The organism is Alloalcanivorax dieselolei B5 (genome assembly GCF_000300005.1).
Lineage (GTDB): Bacteria > Pseudomonadota > Gammaproteobacteria > Pseudomonadales > Alcanivoracaceae > Alloalcanivorax > Alloalcanivorax dieselolei.
Genome location: NC_018691.1, coordinates 1,523,354 through 1,543,156, shown reverse-complemented (window position 1 = coordinate 1,543,156; position 19,803 = coordinate 1,523,354). Strand labels below are relative to the sequence as shown.

At 63.9% G+C, this 19,803-nt stretch carries 11 protein-coding genes; 7 read left to right on the top strand and 4 right to left on the bottom strand.

Annotation, left to right across the window (positions count from 1 at the left end; translation table 11 throughout):
* Positions 1 to 34 precede the first annotated feature (34 nt).
* From B5T_RS07085 to B5T_RS07070, 4 genes are all read left to right on the top strand, one after another.
* Entirely contained in the window at positions 35 to 601 is a 567-nt protein-coding gene (locus tag B5T_RS07085; RefSeq protein ID WP_014993803.1) for an AAA family ATPase, read from the top strand.
* A gap of 68 nt (positions 602 to 669) precedes the next feature.
* Positions 670 to 2,562 (top strand): ATP-binding cassette domain-containing protein, encoded by a 1,893-nt coding sequence (locus B5T_RS07080; RefSeq protein WP_014993802.1) that lies wholly within the window; start codon positions 670 to 672, stop codon positions 2,560 to 2,562.
* Positions 2,563 to 2,571: 9 nt separating this feature from the next.
* A complete protein-coding gene (locus B5T_RS07075; RefSeq protein WP_014993801.1) occupies positions 2,572 to 3,930 on the top strand; it encodes a succinylglutamate desuccinylase/aspartoacylase family protein in 1,359 nt (452 codons plus the stop codon).
* 95 nt (positions 3,931 to 4,025) lie between these two features.
* Entirely contained in the window at positions 4,026 to 5,651 is a 1,626-nt protein-coding gene (locus B5T_RS07070) for a BCCT family transporter (protein ID WP_014993800.1), read from the top strand.
* 133 nt (positions 5,652 to 5,784) lie between these two features.
* Here the strand turns inward: B5T_RS07070 and B5T_RS07065 are convergent, their stop codons facing one another.
* Positions 5,785 to 6,600 carry an aminotransferase class IV family protein gene (locus B5T_RS07065; protein WP_014993799.1) on the bottom strand — a complete coding sequence of 272 codons (816 nt, stop codon included), beginning with the start codon at positions 6,598 to 6,600 and terminating at the stop codon, positions 5,785 to 5,787.
* A gap of 76 nt (positions 6,601 to 6,676) precedes the next feature.
* On the opposite strand from B5T_RS07065, the gene B5T_RS07060 reads away from it, so the two are divergent.
* The gene (locus tag B5T_RS07060) at positions 6,677 to 7,030 is read left to right on the top strand and encodes a MerR family transcriptional regulator (RefSeq protein ID WP_014993798.1); all 354 of its coding nucleotides are present in this window, start codon (positions 6,677 to 6,679) and stop codon (positions 7,028 to 7,030) included.
* 36 nt (positions 7,031 to 7,066) lie between these two features.
* Here B5T_RS07060 and pbpC read toward each other — a convergent pair whose 3' ends face one another.
* From pbpC to B5T_RS07045, 3 genes are all read right to left on the bottom strand, one after another.
* The gene (gene pbpC / locus B5T_RS07055) at positions 7,067 to 9,400 is read right to left on the bottom strand and encodes a penicillin-binding protein 1C (RefSeq protein WP_014993797.1); all 2,334 of its coding nucleotides are present in this window, start codon (positions 9,398 to 9,400) and stop codon (positions 7,067 to 7,069) included.
* A gap of 67 nt (positions 9,401 to 9,467) precedes the next feature.
* Positions 9,468 to 15,038, bottom strand: coding sequence for an alpha-2-macroglobulin family protein (locus tag B5T_RS07050; protein WP_014993796.1), 5,571 nt, complete (start codon positions 15,036 to 15,038; stop codon positions 9,468 to 9,470).
* 311 nt (positions 15,039 to 15,349) lie between these two features.
* Entirely contained in the window at positions 15,350 to 15,910 is a 561-nt protein-coding gene (locus B5T_RS07045) for an HNH endonuclease (protein WP_022995518.1), read from the bottom strand.
* Positions 15,911 to 16,340: 430 nt separating this feature from the next.
* On the opposite strand from B5T_RS07045, the gene B5T_RS07040 reads away from it, so the two are divergent.
* Positions 16,341 to 17,936, top strand: coding sequence for a GMC family oxidoreductase (locus tag B5T_RS07040; protein WP_014993794.1), 1,596 nt, complete (start codon positions 16,341 to 16,343; stop codon positions 17,934 to 17,936).
* Positions 17,937 to 18,143: 207 nt separating this feature from the next.
* The gene (locus B5T_RS07035; protein ID WP_014993793.1) at positions 18,144 to 19,733 is read left to right on the top strand and encodes a hypothetical protein; all 1,590 of its coding nucleotides are present in this window, start codon (positions 18,144 to 18,146) and stop codon (positions 19,731 to 19,733) included.
* Positions 19,734 to 19,803: the final 70 nt, after the last annotated feature.

The following is a 19,803-nucleotide window of genomic DNA, read 5'->3' as shown; positions in this document are numbered from 1 at the left end:
CCACCCCCCCCCTTCTCTAACAGGAAACCCCATCATGTTCACTCACCGCCTCCCCCATGGCGGGGCTATTGTATTGTCCGGCGGCCCCGGCGCCGGCAAGACCAGTTTGCTCCAGGCCCTGTCCGGGCTTGGGCACATTACCGTCGCCGAATCCGGGCGGGCGGTGATCCGGCAACAGCAAGCGTGCGGCGGCGATGCCCTGCCCTGGCGGGACCGGCAGGCCTTCGCCGCCGCCATGCTGGACCGGGACCGACGCCAGTACCGGCGTCACTGCGACGTCAAAAATCGCTCCTGGCGATTTTTTGACCGGGGCGTGGTGGACGTGCTCGGCTACGCACGGCTGGAACGGCTGCGGGAGAGCGCGGCCATGCGCTGGGCCGCGCGGCGCTACCGTTATGCGCCGGAAGTATTGATGCTGCCGCCCTGGCCCGACATCTACCGGCACGATCAGGAACGCAAGCAGACGCTGGCGGAAGCCGAGCGCACTTTCGAGGTGTTGTGGGACACCTACCTTGACCAGGGCTACCAGCCACGCCTGGTGCCCCGTGGAACGATAAGAGAACGCCGCGACTGGGTCCTGTCCCATCTCGGTCTGGCTTAGCCCCCCATCCATGACGCCTCGGGAAAATGCTAGACTCGCGTTCCCCGACACCACGGTACCCGGACACCATGCCATTGCTGACTCTGCGCGACCTGCAGCTTGATTACGGCGACCAGCCGCTATTCGACCATTTGGACCTGACCATCGAGCCCGGCGAACGGCTGTGCCTGGTGGGCCGCAACGGTTCCGGCAAATCCACCCTGCTGAAAGTACTGGATGGAGAGGTACAGGCGGACGATGGCCAGATTGAGCGCTCACAGGGACTGGTGGTGGCGCGTCTGGAACAGGAAGTCCCCGAGGACCAGGACCACAGCGTCCAGGAGATGGTGGCCCAGGGCCTCGGCGAGTTGGGTCGTCTGCTGGCCGAACACGACCGCCTCAGCCACCGGCTCAACGATGGCGACGACGCGGTGATGGCCCGTTTCCAGCAGCTCAGCGACCGCATCGAAAGCGCCGGCGCCTGGCAGTTGTTCCAGCGGGTGGAGACGGTGCTCTCCAAGCTGCAACTCGATGGCGAGCAGCGCTTCGCCGGCCTCTCCGGCGGCATGAAGCGCCGCGTTCTGCTGGCCCGTGCGCTGGTGCAGGAACCAGACCTGCTGCTTCTGGACGAACCGACCAACCATCTGGATATCGACTCGATCCGCTGGCTGGAAAGCTTCCTGCGGGACTACCCGGCGACCCTGGTGTTCATCTCCCACGACCGCGCTTTCATCCGCGCCCTGGCCACCCGCATCATCGAGCTGGACCGCGGCCGGTTGACCAGCTGGCCCGGGGATTACGATCGTTATCTGGAAGGCAAGCAGGCGGCGCTGGAAGTGGAAGAAAGGAACCAGGCCGAGTTCGACAAGAAGTTGTCCCAGGAGGAACGCTGGATCCGTCAGGGCATCAAGGCCCGGCGCACCCGCAATGAGGGCCGGGTGCGGGCCCTGCAGACATTACGTAAAGAGGCCGCCCAGCGACGCCAGCGCCAGGGCACGGCGGCCCTTGCCATCCAGCAGGGCGATCGCTCCGGTAAAACGGTAATCGAAGCGGAGCATCTCAGCTACGCGGTGGGCGGGCAGACGCTGCTGCGGGACTTCTCGCTGACCCTGCTGCGCGGCGACCGGGTCGGTATTCTCGGCCCCAACGGCTGCGGAAAATCGACCTTGATCCGTATTCTGCTGGGCCGATTGGCACCCGACGGCGGTACCGTGAAGCAGGGCACGCAATTGAAGGTGGCCTACTTCGATCAATTGCGTGACAGCCTGGACGGCGAAAAAAGCGTGATCGACAACCTGGCGGAAGGCTCCGACGTGGTGGAAGTGGATGGCCGTAAGAAACATGTCATGGGCTATCTGCAGGATTTTCTGTTCGAACCGGCCCGCGCCCGTCAGCCGGTCAAGTCACTGTCCGGCGGTGAACGCAACCGTCTGCTGCTGGCCAAGCTGTTCACGCGGCCGTTCAATCTGCTGGTGCTGGATGAACCGACCAACGACCTGGACGTGGAAACCCTGGAATTGCTGGAAGAGCAGTTGGTGAATTACCAGGGCACCCTGCTGCTGGTCAGCCATGACCGTGCTTTCATCGACAATGTGGTGACCTCGACGCTGGTGTTCGAGGGCGGCGATCCGCACTGGTATGTGGGCGGTTATGAGGACTGGTTACGACAACGTCCGGAACCGTCCGCGCCGGAAACCGTCAAAGCCGCCAGGCCCGCCACCCGCCCCGAACGCAGCGAAGCGGCGAAACCGGCGCGCAAGAAGCTGAGTTATAAGGAGCAGCTTGAGTTGCGCGATTTACCGGCCCGCATCGAAGAGCTGGAAGCGGCGCTGAAGGCGCTGCAGAGCACGATGTCGGACCCGGCCTTTTACAAGGAAGCCGCGGAAACCATCGCCGCCGAACAGCAACGGCTCTCCGAACTGGAACACACGCTGGCCGAAGCCTACGCCCGTTGGGAGGCGCTCGACCAGCTCAACAGCTGAGACATCACCATGACCGCACGCTGGTCCCTGACCATCGCCCTGTTGGCCGCCCTGGCGCCCTGGCCGGCCCTGCACGCCGACGAAAGCCCCGTCGACGACACCGAGCCCAAGGCGCACGCGGCGCCGGCCAATCCTCCCGCGAAGCAGATGGTCGACGACACCCCGGTGGTGGACTCACCACCGGCCACTGACAGCACCGACCAACTGGCACCCGCTTCCACCGCGGAGCAACCGGTGCGGCCGCTATCACTGCTGGGCCGCAACGTGGTGCCCGGCAGCTTCGCCACGCTGCACTGGACTCCGGATCAATCCTTCGCCTCCATCGCCACGCCGGTGCCGGTGCTGGTGGCCCACGGCAAGAAACCCGGCCCGCGCCTGTGCCTGACCGCCGCCGTCCACGGCGACGAGTTGAACGGCATCGAGATGGTGCGCCGCCTGATGTACGACCTGGAACCGGAAACCCTGTCCGGCACTTTGATCGGCGTGCCCATCGTCAATCTGGAAGGGTTCCGCAACGGCTCGCGCTATCTTTCCGACCGCCGCGATCTCAATCGCCACTTCCCGGGGCGCGGCACCGGCAGCGCCGCCGATCGCGTGGCCCATTCCCTTTACGATCAGATCATCCGGCACTGCCAGTATCTGGTGGACCTGCACACCGGTTCGCTCAAACGCATCAACCAGCCGCAATTGCGCGCCGATCTGAAAAACCCGGACGTTCTGGCCTTCGCCAAACACTTCGGCGGCATGACCGTGCTGCATGGCCGCGGCGCCCGCGGCACCCTGCGACGGGCGGCGGTGGACGACGACATCATGGCGGTGACGATGGAGGCCGGCGGGCCCAATCGCCTGGAGCAAGAGGCGGTCAGCTACGGTGTGCAGGCACTGGAAACCCTGCTGGAAAATCTCGGCATGCGCAAAGCGCGCCGGTTCTGGGGCGCGCCGCAACCGGTGTTCTATGAATCGCAATGGATCCGCGCCAGCCAGGGCGGCATCCTGCTGTCGGAAGTCAAACTCAATGACAAGGTGAAAAAAGGGCAAATCCTCGGCACTGTTACCGACCCGATCACCAACACCGGCAGCGCCATCATCGCCCCCTACGACGGTCGTATCCTGGGCATGGCCATCAACCAAGTGGTGCACGCCGGCTTCGCCGCTTATCGGCTTGGCGAAGAGCAAACCCCGGAGGAAGTGGAAGCCAAGGCGGAGCAGGCACAGAGCGGGAAGCCCGCCGCCGACGACTCACCGGCGCAAGCGGAGCATTCCGAAGCCCCCGCTTCGACGGCACCGGCGGCGGAAAAACCGGTCGCCACGGACACCGGCGTGGAAGACGAAGAGCCGGAGGAGCCGGACGACCGCCAGCGGGACTGACCGGCCCGAAGGTCCGGCGGGATGCATTCCACCGCCGGATCTGCCACCCTAGGGGACTGGTTCTTCGTTGTTCGTTCCGCCCCAAGGACGAGGCTATGCTATCGACTCAGCGGGTCTACCTGACCTCCGCCGCCATCATCGTTTCCCTGGTCGCCCTCGGCGCCGCCTTCCCCAAAGCCTTCGCCAGTACCGCCGCCACCTTGTTATCCAGCCTGAGCCGCTACTTCGGTTGGTTCTACCTGCTCAGCGTCTTCGTATTCGTGGTGTTCCTGCTGGTGCTGGCGTTCAGTAAGTACGGCAAGATCCGCCTCGGCCCCCAGGACAGCACGCCGGACTACAGTCTGTTTTCCTGGCTCAGCATGTTGCTCTCCGCCGGCTTCGGTGTCGGGCTGGTGTTCTACGGCATGGCCGAACCGATGCTGCATTTGCAGGAGCCGCCCCACGGTCTCGCCGAGCCGGGCACCCGGCAAGCCGCCGCCCTGGCGATCCAGTACAGTTTCTTCCACTGGGGCGTCAATCAGTGGGCCGCGTTCACCCTGGTGGGCCTGATCATCGCCTTTTTCCAGTTCCGAAAAGACCGCCCCGGGCTGGTGTCGACCATGGTGGAACCGGCCCTGCGCGACCTGCCACGCCGTCAGGTCGCCTCCGATACCCTCGACGTGATGGCGGTGATCGCCACCGTCACCGGCGTCGCCACGTCCCTCGGGCTCGGCGTGCTGCAAATGAACGGCGGTCTGGAATCGGTGTTCGGCTGGCCCAATGATGTCTGGAGCAAAGCCGGCATCCTCGGCGCCATGTTCCTGTGTTACATGGCGTCGTCCTACACCGGCCTGGATCGCGGCATCCGCGTGCTCAGCAATCTGAACATGGTGCTGTGCCTGACGCTGATGGCCTATATGCTGATCACCGGGCCCACTGTGCGGATCTTCGACGTGTTCGTGAACGGCCTGGGTGATTACTTTGGCAACTTCATCAAAATGGCGCTGACCATTCCCCCGTTCGAGCGCGGCGACTGGATGGACCGCTTCACCGTGTTCTATTGGGCCTGGGTTATCGCCTGGTCCCCCTTCGTCGGCACCTTCGTGGCGCGGGTATCGCGCGGGCGCACCATCAAGGAGTTCGTGTTCGGCGTGCTGCTGGTGCCGCCGCTGCTGGCCTGCGCCTGGATCGCCGTATTCGGCGGCACGGCGCTGGACCTGGACCTGACCCAGAACGCCGGCCTCGCCGCCGTGGTTCACAACGACGTTCCCAGCGGTTTGTTCAAAATGTACGAGCTGTTGCCTTATGGCCATCTCCTCAGCGGCCTGACCATGGTGCTGCTGTTCATCTTCCTGGTCACCTCGGCGGACTCGGCCACCTACATCGTGGCGCAGATGACCGATCAGGGTTCTCTCAATCCGCCGCTGAAAAAACGCCTGACCTGGGGTGTGCTGATTTCCGCCATCTGCATCACGCTGATATCAGCCGGAGGGCTGAAAGGCCTGCAATCAGCGGCGCTATTGGCTGCCCTGCCGTTCGCCCTGGTGTTGTTTCTGATGGTGATCGTGCTGGTGCGTGAGCTGCGCGAGGATCGCCGCAATATGTTGCTGGATCTGTATCACCGCAATGAAAGCACACCGGTGGGCGGCGACCCGTTCGAAGCGGAAGAATTCACCGATCTGGCGCCGGAGGAAAAGATTCGCCGGCGCCTGACCACGGTGAATCGCACTCCGCCGGGCTGATCGCCAGAACGGTTGCACGAAGTCGCTGTAGGAGCTTGCCCTGCAAGCGAATTGGGCTCTCTCCGGGCCAAAAGATTCGCTTGCAGGGCAAGCTCCTACAGGCGCCTTGTAGCTACCAGTCCAAGACCGACCGTTACAGGGAAACGGCCGGTTCGGCTTCATGGCACCGGTGCAGCAAGCGCATGAAAGACTCCGCCTCCGGAATCGTGTTCCCGCCAATGGCGGTGACCGCGATACCCGGTGTCCATGAATTCATCACCGCCGCCCCGGCCAGATCGCCAAGACGCTCCAGAGTGATCTCTTCATGGCGCTGGGCAATGCCAAGGCGATCCAGTTGTCGCTGAACCATGCCCATCATGGTGCCGTTCAGGATCGCCGCCCTGGGCCAGACAACCGCCTCGCCATCCCAGAACACCAGATTCCAGATGGTGGCTTCACCTAATCGTCCCTGTCGGTCGACAAAAGCGGCGTCATCGAAGCCCTGGCGGATGGCCTGATGCAGATAGTAGGTCTTGCCGGCTTCGCCAACATGCTTGATCGCCGCCAGGGGACGCTCATGCTCCACCACGCTCAATCTCAGCGGCCCCCCGGGCCCGTCGGCCGGAGCATCGGTGCGAACCAGCACCTCAGGTTCCGTATCCATGCTGCGCCCGCTGAACTCACCATCACCAACAAAAACCGTGACCGTCAGTGATTGATCCGCCGGGCCGGCGTCGATGGCCGCTTTGATATAGGAGCGCATCCGTTGATCGGACACGGCCACGCCAAAAAATTCCATGGAGGCTGCACGCAGACGGGTCAAATGCAGATCGAGCCCTTTGACCTTGCGACTTCGCACCTGCATCGCGGTGAAGTGCGCGAACCCCGCGAACGCCAGGGGCGTCACCGCCGCGACGGTGACCGGGCGGCCGTTGATGGCGGCTTGATAGGGATGATTTTCAATAGGCATGCCACGCTGCTCCTGATTCACATGAAGGAGCCGGCACCTTAAACTGTGACAGCGCTGTCAGAGTCAAGGCGATGAGATGAAAATAGGCGAGCTGTCGAAACGTACCGGCGTGAGCGTCCGCATGCTGCGCTACTACGAAACCGAAGGGCTGCTCCAACCACGACGCACGGCCAGCGGCTACCGCGACTATGATGCCGCGGAGATACGCACCGTGGAGCGGATCAAGCTGCTCGGTTCCGGAGGCATGACCCTGGCGACGATTCGCGAGTTCCTGCCGTGTGTGCGTGGTGAGGGCCCGGTGTTCGAGCCCTGCGATGAGCTTCGTACCGTCCTGCATGAACAGATCCGCCTGGCCGACCAGAAAGCGGAAAAACTGGCACAAAGCCGGCGGATTCTGCGGAATTTCCTGCGCGAGATCGAACCCCCCTGAGCCGCGCCTCAGGTTCGCGTACCGGTTCATCGTCCACTAATGGGACAACACCTGGAAGCGGCGCCGCAGACGAAAGCCCTGATCGTCCACCAGTGTGAGGGTATGCCAGCCGGGCGCCGCCTGGATCGCCCATTCATGGAAGTGCGCGGTGCGCCCCAGATAGCGGTCGTCCAGGTGCCAGAACAGTTCGGCGTCATCGCGTTCATGCACCACCCGGAACACCGCCCCACCACGCTGCCCGCCCAGTTCCACCGGCAGATAGAGCGCGGAGCCGGCATGGGGATAAATCACCGCCATCGGCGCCCGTGAACTCAGCGCCCGGGCGCCGTCCGCGCAATCTTCCCGCCAGGCCGGCAGGGGCCGGTATTCCGGGTGCCGGAAGCGGTAGAAATAGGCCTGCGCCGGCGGCAGCACGAACCAGTCGCGGGCGCTCATGGCGGCCACGTTCTCGCAACCGCTGTGCACCCGCCGTCCCTGATCGTCCACATGCACACGCAAATGATGTGGCGTGACGGCCTGGAAGTGACTGTCCAGCGGCGCCAACACGGTACGCGCCGAGCACTGCCCGCCGGCCAGATAGCCATCGTCACGGCACACCTGCAGTTCCTTCAGATCGCCCAGCGGCGCCTGAGGCCACTCCGCCGGCCCCAGCAGGCTGAACAGATCCAGCATCAGCGGCGCCGCGGTGGTGGCGCCACCCAGCGCCGGGGCCGGTTCACCGTTGCCGTTGCCGGCCCAGACGCCCACCGTATAGCGGCCGTTGCTGCCGATCGCCCAGGCGTCGCGCAAACCATAGCTGGTACCGGTCTTCCAGGCGATCGCCTGGCTGGAACGATACAGTCGCCATTGCCGGGCGGTGCCGGGCCGGGCCACGTCACGCAGCGCCTCCAGCGTCAACCAGGCGGCGCCCGCGCCGATCGGAAACGGCTCCGGCAGCGGCTGGACATCGCTCAGCACCGTAACCGGCGCCGCCTGGCCGTCACGGGCGCTGGCCATCAGCCGGGCGTACAGCGCCGTCAGCTCCATCAACTTGCCTTCGGCACCGCCCAGCACCAGGGTCAAACCGTAGTTCTCGGCATCCCTGAACAGCGTGCTCATTCCCATGGCGCGCAACCGGTCGTGGAAGCGGGCCACGCCGTATTGGCGCAACATACGCACGGCGGGGATATTCAGCGACTGGGCCAGGGCTTCGTGGGCCGGCACCGCGCCCCGGTATTCGCGGTCGAAATTCTCCGGACTGTAACCGCCGTAGTTGGTGGGCAGGTCGGGCACCAGGGTATCCGGCAGCAGCAGGCCTTCCTGTAACATCAAACCGTACAGCAGCGGCTTGAGCACGCTGCCGGTGGAGCGGGGACGCCCGGCGATATCCACCGCCGCCCCGTATTCACGGCGGTCACCGTGGGTGACATTGCCCACATAGGCGCGCACCGCCAGATCGCGATGGTCGATCACCACCACCGCCAGATTGTGCACGCCGTCGTTGGCCAGACGCCGTCCATGCTGTTCGGTGAGGGCGTTCACCCGCTGTTGCAGCCCGGCATCCAGAGTGGTGTGAATCAGCGGCGAGGTGGCGTTGGCCGCCAGGGTGTCGAGCAGATGCGGGGCCAGCGACGGCAATCGCGCGGTGCGCGGCAGCGGTTCCAGCTTCGCCAACCGTAGCTCGTCCGCATCGATCAGGCCCCGTTGGCGCAGGGCTTCCAGCAGACGGTCCCGCTTGGCCAGTAACTGCTGGCGCTGGCGCCCCGGGTGGATCAGTGCGGGGCTGTTGGGCAGCACCGCCAGCAGTGCTGCTTCCGCCCAACTCAGATCGTCCGGCGCGCGCTGGAAATAGCGCCAGGCCGCCGCTCTCAATCCCACCGTGTTGCCGCCGAACGGCGCCCGGCTGGCGTACTCCACCAGAATTCGTGACTTGCCCAGGCGCCATTCCAATTGCAACGCCAGCAACGCCTCGCGGCCCTTTTCCCACAAGGTGCGGGGCGGATCGTCCCGCAACAGCCGGGCTAATTGCATGGTCAGGGTGGAGCCGCCGCTGACCACCCTGCCGGCGCGAATATTGGCCACCGTGGCCCGCACCAGCGCCAGCGGGTCGACACCCGGGTGCCAGAGGAAACGGCGATCCTCGAAGGTCAGCAGGGCTTCACGGTACTTGTCCGGCAGCGTCTCCACCGGGGCGAAGCGCCATTGTTGATCCGCGGCGATACGGGCCGCCAGGGGCCGCCCGCTTCGATCCAGCATCAGCACCGCATAGTCGGTCCGCTGCAGCGGCGCCGGCAACGGCGAGAACTGCAGCAGCGCCAACGCCGCCAGCACCACCAGCAGCAGTGCCGCCAGGATGCGCCGACGGCGGCGTGAGGGAGACGGTTTTGTCATCGTGTTCCAGGCATTTTCGGGCGACGTCCAGCATACGGGCCGGGCCTCCATGCCCGACCCGCCAGGGTCATTCCGTCACGACTTCCACCCACTGGCCACGTTGACGGGACTGAATGAAGCCCTGGTACATGGCTTCCACCTGCCAGCCGGGCAGATAGAAACGGCCGGCGAACGAGGCGTTCAGCTCCACATTCACGGTACGCGTGGCGCCGGGTTTCAGGGAGAAATAGCTCAGCACCCGGTCGTCGCGCACGTCCTGGTAATCCAATGGGGTTTCCTTCTCGTCCTTGGCATCGTCCACCCCAGCGGACGACAGACGCGAGGCGATCTGCCAGCCTGAGGGCACGATTTGCGTCAGCGCCAGATTTTCCAGGCGGCGGTTGGTGCGGTTGGTCACCGTCACCCGGGCGCGGAAATCCGTGCCCTGGGTCAGCCGCGCCGGATCCAGCGGCGAGCCGTCCATCGACAGGAACGTCACCGACAGATCGAGGCCCTCGGACACCGCTTTTTCCTGTCCCGGGGCCGGGGTGCCAACGGTGGTCATGGTGGCGAACAAACGACGCTCGCTGTCATTGCGGACCACGATGGACTCGCCGTCCTCATCGATAGCCAGCGGTTGCTGGAACACCGGGCTGGTGGCGTGGGTTTCCTGCCAATCACCGTCACCCCGCCGCCAGGCCAGATCATAGCCGTCCTCCGCGCTTTCGTTGCCGGCGAAGCGCGCCATGGCCATCAACGACCAGGCCAGACTCTGGGTGGAGAACCAGCGGTCGGAGGCCAGATCATCAGCCACCACCCGAGCTTCGTCCCAGGCTCGCGCCTGATCGCCGCGGGCTTCCAGCACCATCATGCTGATGGCACGGTCACGCAGAGCGGAGCCGAAGGTGGGGCCAGGGTCATCGTAGTCGCCCACCTCGCCATCAATGGCGATCAATTCACCGGCCACATCGGTCAGTCCCATTTGCTGATAGGCGGCGGCAAGCAGCCAGCGGGCGGTGTAACGGCCATGTCGGTTGCGACTGTCGCTTACCGCCAGGGCGCCGCGCAGGCGGTTCATGGCACCGACTTCCGGTTCCCCGGCCAGGGCCAGGGTATAGAGCCGGTAGGCCTGGCTCGCCCATTGCCAGGCGTACTGGCCGGGGTCGCTGGCCAGCCGCCGCTGATAGTCCCGCCAGCTGTCGATCATCTGCGCCGGTACCGCATAGCCAAGGCGGCGCGCTTCCACCAGGAAGTGACCGGCGTAGGACGTGCCCCAGTCGCTGGCCTGGCCGCTGCCGGGCCAGTAGCTGAAGGCCCCGTCGTTCAGTTGGAAGCGGCGCAGCCGGTCAATGGCGCCGGCGATATTGTTCTGCACTTCCTGTTTCTGGGCGTCACTGAGGCCGACCAATTGGTGCAGGTACAGTTGCGGCAACACCGTGGAGGTGGTTTGCTCGACGCAGCCGTGGGGATAGCGAATCAGGTATTCCAGCCGCCGCTCCAGCCCCATGGCGGGCAGACTGCTGACCGTCAGGGCGCTTTGGTTGGTGCCAGGCAGACCATGGGGCCGCCAGTCCAGCGCCCAGCTGTCTCCGGGTTCCAGCACCTTGCGCTGTTCCCGGCTGGTGGGCGGATTGGCGGTACGGATCGGCAGATTCACCTGCTCCTCGGCCTGCTCCTTACCCGCTTTGGCCGACACCGTGACCCGGGCGATCCCCACCTGGTCACCGGCCTCCAGTGACAGCGTGGCGATCTTGTCTCCGGGTTCCTCGAAGGCCAGCTGGGCGGTGTCACGGGTGACGTGCAGGGGTGGCTCCGCTTTCAGGTTCAAATCCACGTCGGTAATGGTGTCCTCGGTGGCAAAGACATTCACCGGCACTTGCAGGGATTCCCCTGGCCCCAGCACCCGTGGCAGCGTGGACAGCAGCGTCAACGGCTGAGTCACGGTAACCGGGGTGTCCGCCTTGCCGTAGGCGCGCTGCTGGCCGTCGCGGTGCCCCGCCACCACCATCACCCGGACCTCACCCATGTAGGCCGGCAACTGAACCTTGTGTTCCTGCTCCGACTTCGCCTTCAGTTCGAACGGTCCGGCGAAATACACCACCGGCGGGAACCGGCGGCGTTGGGCTTCGGAGCCATCCATCAGCCCCTCCGAACCGCCCACCGCCAGCATCCGCTCCAGTTCCCCACCGTAGGCGCCCACCACCTGATCGAACAGGTCCCAGGTGAGCACGCCCAGCGCTTCCCGGCGGAAGAAGGTTTGATGGGGGTTCGGTGTTTGGAAATTGGTCAGACCCAGCAGGCCTTCGTCCACCACCGCCAGGGTATAGGTCATCGCCCTGCCCTGCTTCTCGGACACCGTCACCGTCAGTTCGCTTTCCGGACGCACTTCCTCCGGAGCCTCGATGTCCGGCTCCAGACGCGTGTCCGGATCTTCCACCAATAACGGCACGATGCCGTAAAGGCGGATCGGGCGGTCATTGTCACGGTCCTTGTGCGCTTGCAGCAGAGTGGCGTGCACGTAGACGTTGGGCGCCATGTCCGCGGTCACCGGAATCTCCAGGGTGAAGTTCTCCTGGTCACCGGGTTTGACCCAGTAGTGACGCAGTACCCGCGAGCCGCTTTCCAGACTGACCAGCAAACGTCCTGCGCCGGACACCGGCACCTTCACCCTGGCCATCTCGCCGACCTGGTACTGTTCCTTGTCAGTGGACAAGGCCAGCCGGGAGGCGGCGTCGCCGCCACCGCCGCGCTGGCCGCTCCAACCCAGGTACACGGTCTGTGCCGCGCAATGCCCGCCTTTGTCATCACATACCCGTACCAAGTAGCGGCCCCAATCGTAATCCGGACCGTTCAATTGCCATTGCACCCGCCCCTTGTCATTGGTGGTGAGCTGGGTGGCCTTCACCTTGCGGGTATGCGGGTTACTGATGAAATTGGCGAGATCATTGGCGCCCCGATCCCACCACCAGCGCCAGTCGATACGATAGACGCTCAGGGTGACGGAACGGGATTCCGGCTGCCCTTCCTGGTCCAGGGTGAGCAGATCCAGGTTATGGTTCTGGCCGCGTCCGAGGGCGCCGCCCCAGCCGTCACCGTCCGGAACCCGCAGTCCTACCCAATGCCGATACGGCGCCACTGGCAATCGCTGCACCTGGGTACTGTAATCCCCGCCATTCTCGAAAATTCGCGTGGTCACCAGAGCCGCCGCCATGCCCGGCGGCGTCACCGCCGGCACCGCCAGGTTGACGGTGGCGTCGCCGGTGGCGTCCAGGCGCCCCTCAAAAGCGGTGAACGGCTCCGCCTGCAGGGTGCGGGACGGATCCTTGAAGGTGTAGCCGGCATACCCCGGGAACGGATCGGCGCCGTTGAGCAGGCGCACTTTCACATCGGCCTTGAGGGCACTGGCGCGGGCACCATTGAGCCATTGTCCGTGCAGCGCCAACGGTGTGCTTTGACCGGCGAAGACCTGCTCGGGGGCGGTCAGCTCAATACGCAACCGGTTGGGTTTGATCGCTTCCACCCGCAGCCGGGTATCAAAGTCCCGCTCCCCCAGACGCGCCACCGCCCGCCAGTTACCAGTGGGGGCGCTTTCCTCGGTCTTCAGGGTAAAGGTGTAGAACCCGTTCACTGGCCCGTCGTTGGTATAACTGGCGACCTTGTTACCGCGCGGATCAAACCAGTCCACCGTGACCGGGTGATCCGCCGGCAGGCGCTGTTGCGGGTCATCCAGTACGAACGTCAGATGAATATCATCACCAGGCCGCCAGACATCCCGCTCGCCGTAAAAGAAACCTTTCAGGCCATCAAGAACCCGCTCGCCGCCAGTGTCGAACTGGTTGGAAGGCAACGCCCGATTGCGGGCCACCTTGAGATAGCCTTTTTCCTTGCCGTTTTTCGCCACCAGATAGAAAGGCGTGCCGGATAATTTCAACTCGGCGATGCCATTGTCGCCGCTGCTGGCGCTGCCCAGGGACTGGTGCTGATAGTTGTAGGCGGTGACCCGGGTGCCCGCCAGGGGCGTGTTGGTATCCAGAGCGGTGGTGACCACCAGCATCTGGTCATCCTCCCCCTGCTTGGCCAGCAGACCAAGGTTGGAAGCAATGAAAGCGCGGGAGGTCTCGGCCTGATCGTTGTAGGCGTAATAGCTGTCGCTGCAGGGGTTATCGCGCTGGTTCCAGCGCAGGTAGCCGGCATCGTGATAATAGCGGCGCACTTCATCGTCCTGGCCGGGCCCTTCGTAGTTGTCGGGCAGCGTGTTCTGGCGCTGCGGGCCGCCATCGCCGCATTGATAATGGATGCTCCGCGGATCCACCTTGAGGGTCAGCAAGACCAGGCCGTTGGGGTGCTTGGCCATCAGTTCGGTCAGATCGAGCCGGTAACGTTGCCAGCCCCGTTCCTCGGACGGCGGCAACTCCAGGGTTTTCTGCCAGAGATAACGGCCGGAGCGAGTATCCGGGTGCTGGTTATCCAGATCACGGGATTGCAGATAGGAGGAGATGTTGTTCTCGAACACCTCGAACGCCTGCACCTGGATGGCGCCGGCGGCGGCGGCCTCGAACGGCACGCTGAGCACTTCACCCCGTGGCAGGATGGCCCCCTCGCCGACAAACCGCACAGCGGGCTTGGACATACTCAATACCAGGGATTGCTGATACTCCGTCTCCAGAGTGTGGCGGGCGGCGCTGACCACGCCCGGAGCGATCTTCAACACCGCCTTCTCGTCCACCTCATCGCTCGGATAGACCAGCAACCGGGAGCCGTCGACTTGCACCCGGGCGCTCTTGCCGCCCAGTGCCACCATCCCCAGAAAATCCTGCCCCGCCTGCAGGGCCTCGGAAAACTGCACCACCACATGACGGTCGGGGAAGCTCTCGGAGCGGACCGAGGTGACGGTGAACTGCCCGGGCTGAGGCACTGAGTAACTCTGCTCGCCCGAACCGGGCTCGCCCACCGGCTCACCATCCCAGGCCAGGCGGACCTCTTCACCGACATCACGGCGGATCCCGGACACCTGGAAGCGGTGAATCAGGCTGCCGGACGGGTGCTCCCAAACCACCGGCAAGGACGTTTCACCCTGGCTGGCGGAGAGCACCGATTCCAGCGCCTGATTATCCACCAGATCCAGGGTGTCGATCCGCCCTTTCAGGACCATGGTGTCGGTCCCTTCGGCCGGCGCCAATGCCTCGACCCGGATGGTCAGTTGCTGACGCAATACGGTCAGCGTGGTTTCCAGCGGAGGCAGGCTGTCATCAACTCCGGAAAGGCCCTGAGGAAACAGGGTGACAGTGAAACTTTGATCACTGCGCAAGGGTTCCAGAGGCCGTATCTCAAGCCGGTCACGGGCGGTGAATACCGCCGTGAAAGGCCGCTCCGGGCGCAGTTTCACCACGCTTTTGCGCGGTTCATTGAGGGCACTCTGCTCCACCACCGGATGGGTAAAACGGAATACCAACGGGGCGCGGGAGCCGGTTTCCCCCCGTGGCCAACTGTCCAGATGAGTACGCCAACGGGGATCGGGTTCGCTGTCGGCCGCCGCCGCGGGTTCGGCCTGTTCGCTTTTATCCCTGGCGGACGGCGCCGATTCGTCGGAAGTGTCACAAGCCCATAAACCGAGCAGCAGCAGAGACACGCCCATCAGGCGTAGAGCGGAGCTTTGCATTCCTTGCCTACCTTATTGGATGGTGTAATAACGCTAAATTAGCATACTTCCAAACCCGACCCCATGCTGTCGCCTGTGCACAAGAATTGACCACTCAAGCCGAAATCCCGGGCGGTAAAGCAAATGTTTTTGCATTTCAGTGGCGCCATACTCAAAGCCGTCAACGAGGTCCCATCTGTTGACATCGGAGTTGTACTCCGTGATAGCTCTCCCGAGCCAAACGATTCACGGCGCCCCATGGGCGCCGTTTTTTTTGCATCGGAAACAGCGGAGAGCTCAGAGTCGGTGGTCTCGACAGCGGAAACAAGTCGCTACAACAACCGGCTGTTCTTGCCGAACTGATTGCGCAGAAACGCCATCTGGTCACCACGGATACGATGGCTGTTAATCAACGCCAGATACTCGGCCATGTTCGGCACATAAGGCAGTGCCAGCAACTCCATGCCGATTTCCTCGGGCAGGCGATTGCCCTTGTGCTGATTGCAGCGGCGGCAGGCGGCCACCACATTGAGCCAGTGGTCGCGACCACCACGGGAAGTGGGGCGAATATGATCACGGGTCAGTTGCGATTCGGGGAACGGCTTGCCGCAGTAAAGACAAACATGCTGATCACGGCGAAACAGCGCGCGATTGGTCAACGGCGGACGGGTGCGGCGGCGCGGGCTGGCCAGTCCATCGCAAGCAATAATGGAATGCAGGGACAAACGGGAGCGGTCGCCAGTGACACGGCAGAATCCGCCGCGCAGGCGATAAATCACATCGCCCAGAGTCCAGGTCACCAGACCCCGCGCGTACAAGGTGGCCGCGGCCTGCCAATCCAGCCATTCCACCGGCGTGCCGGCCTTGTCCAATCGCAGAATGCGCTCACTCATAGGCACCCTCGCCTGCTCGACGAACTTCTCCCGCTGTGGCGGGACCATGAAAGCCTGTTATCGTGACGATTCTGCGACAGGGAATGGAAAAAAGCGTCGGCGGGAATATGGGCCCGCCCCCGTAAAGGGGATCTTTGCGACGAACTTCCTTTACCCTGGTCTCTGCTTAACCGACCCAAACCGGCTAAGCAGAAAGCAGTGCCTCGCGGCAAGCCGCGTAAAAAAAGTTGTATTGATCATAAACAGCGTTCCGCGCCCCGGCAAGCGCGCTGTCGCTGACTTTGCCGGCCTGGCGGTGTCCGGATTCGGCCAATAACACCGAGGCGCGGCGGGACTAGTATGCGAGGATAGTGAGACAGGACGCCCCCACGGTTCACTACCGGGGGTAGTGGACCGGTCAAAGAGCCGATAACAATCAAGGGCGAGCGGCATGCAATACGATTACGTGATTGTCGGCGGGGGTTCCGCCGGCTGTGTATTGGCCAACCGGCTGTCGGAGAACCCCAACAACCGGGTGTGCCTGTTGGAAGCCGGACCACCGGACAACAGCCTCTTTATCCGCATTCCCGCCGGTATCATCTTGCTGATGCGCTCCAACAGCCGGAACTGGCGTTACTACACCGTGCCGCAGAAGGCGCTCAACAACCGTCAGATCTACATTCCCCGTGGTAAAACCCTGGGCGGCTCCTCCGCGGTCAATGCCATGTGTTACACCCGTGGCCACCCCTGGGATTACGATCACTGGGCGTCCCTGGGCAACCCCGGCTGGGGTTACCAGGATGTCCTGCCCGTGTTCAAACGCTCCGAACACTACGAAGCCGGCGAGGATGAGTTCCACGGCACCCACGGCCGCCTCAACGTGGCCGATCTGCGCTATCGGCATCCGGTCAGCGAGGCGTTCGTCAGCGCGGCTCAGGAGGCCGGCTATGCGGCCAGTGATGATTTCAACAACGCCACCCAGGAAGGGGTCGGCTTCTACAAGGTGACGCAAAAGGACGGCGAACGCTGCGGTGTCGCCCGGGCCTATCTGCACCCCGCTCTGGAGCGCGAGAATCTGACCGTAATGACCGGCGCCCTGGTGCACCGGGTGCGCTTTGCAGGCCGCACCGCCACCGGCGTGGACGTGGAGCACCAGGGGCAGGTGCGGACGTTGTCCGCCGGCCAGGTGATTCTCTGCGGCGGCACCATCAATTCACCACAGTTACTGAAATTGTCCGGCGTCGGTCCGCGCCAGGAACTGGAGCAGCACGGCATCGACGTGGTCCATGATCTGCCCGGTGTCGGCGAAAACCTGCAGGATCACCCGGATGTGCTGGTGGTCCATCAGAATCTGAAACGCGACACGCTGACACTGTCGCCTCGGGATCTGCTCACTTCCGGCCTACGCGCGGTCTGGGACTTTTTCTATCGTCGTACCGGCCAACTGACATCCAACGTGGCCGAAGCCGGCGGTTATATCAAATCACGGCCGGAGGAGCCGATCCCCGACCTGCAATTGCATCTGACCGCCGCCAAACTGGACAACCACGGCCTGAACTGGACCTTCAGTATCGGGCACGGTTATTCGGGGCACGTCTGCATCCTGCGCCCCAAGAGCCGCGGCGACATCCGGCTGCGCGACGCCAACCCCCGCTCACCAGCGCTGATTGATCCGCGCTTCCTGGAGCACGAGGACGACATGGAAGGCATGGTGCGCGGAGTCAAGGTGATGCGCGGGATCATGTCCCAGCAAGCCCTCGGCCCCTGGCGCGGCAATGAGATCTTTCCCGGTAGCCAGGTGCAGTCCGACGACGAGATCCGCGCTTTCCTGCGCGAGAAGTGCGACAACATTTACCACCCGGTGGGCACCTGCAAGATGGGCGTCGATGACATGGCGGTGGTGGATCCGCAATTGCGCGTGCACGGTCTGGAAAACCTGCGGGTCGTGGACGCCTCCATCATGCCGACGCTGATCGGCGGTAACACCAATGCCCCGACGGTGATGATCGCCGAAAAAGCCGCCGACGATATCCTCGGCGTGGCGTGACAAAAAGAGTTACCCCCCGTTAGGGACAGCGGGGCCGTTGTTGGAGCCCGGAACGCGGCAGTTCTCTCGAAGCGGGTCTGTACGAAGGCCTTCGTACAGACCCGTGCCCCCGATGGAGACCTCCCCCCCCTTAGCACGACTGTCATTTTTTACTTCCACACTGGCACCTTTGGGTTGTTAAACAAAAACATCTGGGGGGGGACTACCATGGGCGACGGCACGCCGGCTCGCGCGCGTCTGGTGGAATTGCTTTGGCAGTTAAAGCAGAACTACGACCGTGCCGGGGATACAGGTCTTGGTTTCATTCATTTCAACACCTTGCTGAACGACGCCCGCTACCGAGCGGAAATTATCGAACGGGCCCGCCACAGCCCTCACAATCATATCCGTCATCTGGGTGAGGAACTGGCGCGCCTTGACCACGCCGACGCGGCCAATAACACCCGTCCTCAAGCGACCGCCACGGGTCCTTCCCGTTTCGCTTACCGGTGGCTGGTATGGCCCCTGGTCATTGGCACCGTGTCGCTGTGCTTGCTGCTGTTCTGGTGGCTGGCTCTGCCCTACCTGCAAGGCGACCGGGTAGTGACCGGGGTGATCGAGCAGGACCAGACCTGGACCGCCGACCGCGATTGGGTACTGGGGGACGTGGTGTACGTACTGCCCGGCGTGCGCCTGACCATTGAGCCGGGCGCTCGCATCCTCGGCCGCGTCGATTCGGCGCTGGTCATCACCCGCGGAGCCCGTCTCCACGCCGCCGGCCGCGAGGATGCCCCCATCGTTTTCACCAGCAGCCAGCCTGAAGGGAAAAGAGCCGCCGGCGATTGGGGCGGGCTGGTATTGCTGGGGGCCGCTCCAGTCAACGAACCCGATGCCCAGATCGAAGGCATTGATGCCGGCGATCCGCTCGGCGCCTACGGCGGACAGAACCCGCAAGGCAGTTGCGGCGTACTGGAATACGCCCGGATCGAGTTCGCCGGCTTCGAGGTTTATGCCAACAATGAGCTGAACGGGCTCACCCTGGGCGGTTGCGGCAGCGGCACCATTGTCCGTCATCTGCAGGTGCACCGGTCCCTGGACGATGGCGTGGAAGTGTTTGGCGGCAACGTCGATCTGCGCCACATCGTTATTACCGGTGCCGGCGACGACGGGCTTGATTGGGATCTGGGCTGGCGCGGCAGAGTGCAGTTCCTGGTGGTACAACAACACGAGGATACCGGCGACAACGCCTTCGAAGCGGACAACAACGGCGCCCATCACCAGGCACTGCCCCGGTCCGAGCCGATAATGTACAACGTCACGCTGGTGTCGCCGCGCAGCAGCACCCGCCATCATCGCGCCATGACCCTGCGCGAAGGTACCGGGGGTCATTTCCACAATCTGTTGATCAGCGGTTTTTCCGGCGAAGCCATCGATCTGCGCGATGGTGCCACGGTGGCGAATCTGGATACCGGCGCGCTGGATTTCCAGGGTGTGCTGATGCATGGCATCGGCCCGCGCGGCCTGAGTTATTTCGAAGCGGAGCAAGGCGACGCGGACGACGACGGCGGCTTCGACGAAGACACCTTTTTCCGAGGATTGAGCAGCGTCCGTTTCGATGAAGACCCGCGCTTCAATCAGGATGCGATCAACCCTTATCATCCCAATGTCACGCCGGCCCTGCGGTCACCGGCAACGCGCGGCGCGGTGCCGGTACCTCAAGGCGAATTCTGGGACGAAGCGGCCAACTACCTTGGCGCGGTGCGGCCCGGGGCCAGTGCCACCTGGCTGGATCGCTGGACCGCTTTTCCAGCCCGTTAGCGAAGACCGGCCGGGCTGTCCCACCGTTGTGGGACAGCCCGCTTATACGCCCACACCCGGATTTATCCGA

Coding starts and splice junctions, on each gene's coding strand:
- B5T_RS07085 (WP_014993803.1), top strand. CDS start 35: ATGTTCACTCACCGCCTCCCCCATGGCGGGGCTATTGTATTGTCCGGC.
- B5T_RS07080 (WP_014993802.1), top strand. CDS start 670: ATGCCATTGCTGACTCTGCGCGACCTGCAGCTTGATTACGGCGACCAG.
- B5T_RS07075 (WP_014993801.1), top strand. CDS start 2,572: ATGACCGCACGCTGGTCCCTGACCATCGCCCTGTTGGCCGCCCTGGCG.
- B5T_RS07070 (WP_014993800.1), top strand. CDS start 4,026: ATGCTATCGACTCAGCGGGTCTACCTGACCTCCGCCGCCATCATCGTT.
- B5T_RS07065 (WP_014993799.1), bottom strand. CDS start 6,600: ATGCCTATTGAAAATCATCCCTATCAAGCCGCCATCAACGGCCGCCCG.
- B5T_RS07060 (WP_014993798.1), top strand. CDS start 6,677: ATGAAAATAGGCGAGCTGTCGAAACGTACCGGCGTGAGCGTCCGCATG.
- pbpC (WP_014993797.1), bottom strand. CDS start 9,400: ATGACAAAACCGTCTCCCTCACGCCGCCGTCGGCGCATCCTGGCGGCA.
- B5T_RS07050 (WP_014993796.1), bottom strand. CDS start 15,038: ATGCAAAGCTCCGCTCTACGCCTGATGGGCGTGTCTCTGCTGCTGCTC.
- B5T_RS07045 (WP_022995518.1), bottom strand. CDS start 15,910: ATGAGTGAGCGCATTCTGCGATTGGACAAGGCCGGCACGCCGGTGGAA.
- B5T_RS07040 (WP_014993794.1), top strand. CDS start 16,341: ATGCAATACGATTACGTGATTGTCGGCGGGGGTTCCGCCGGCTGTGTA.
- B5T_RS07035 (WP_014993793.1), top strand. CDS start 18,144: ATGGGCGACGGCACGCCGGCTCGCGCGCGTCTGGTGGAATTGCTTTGG.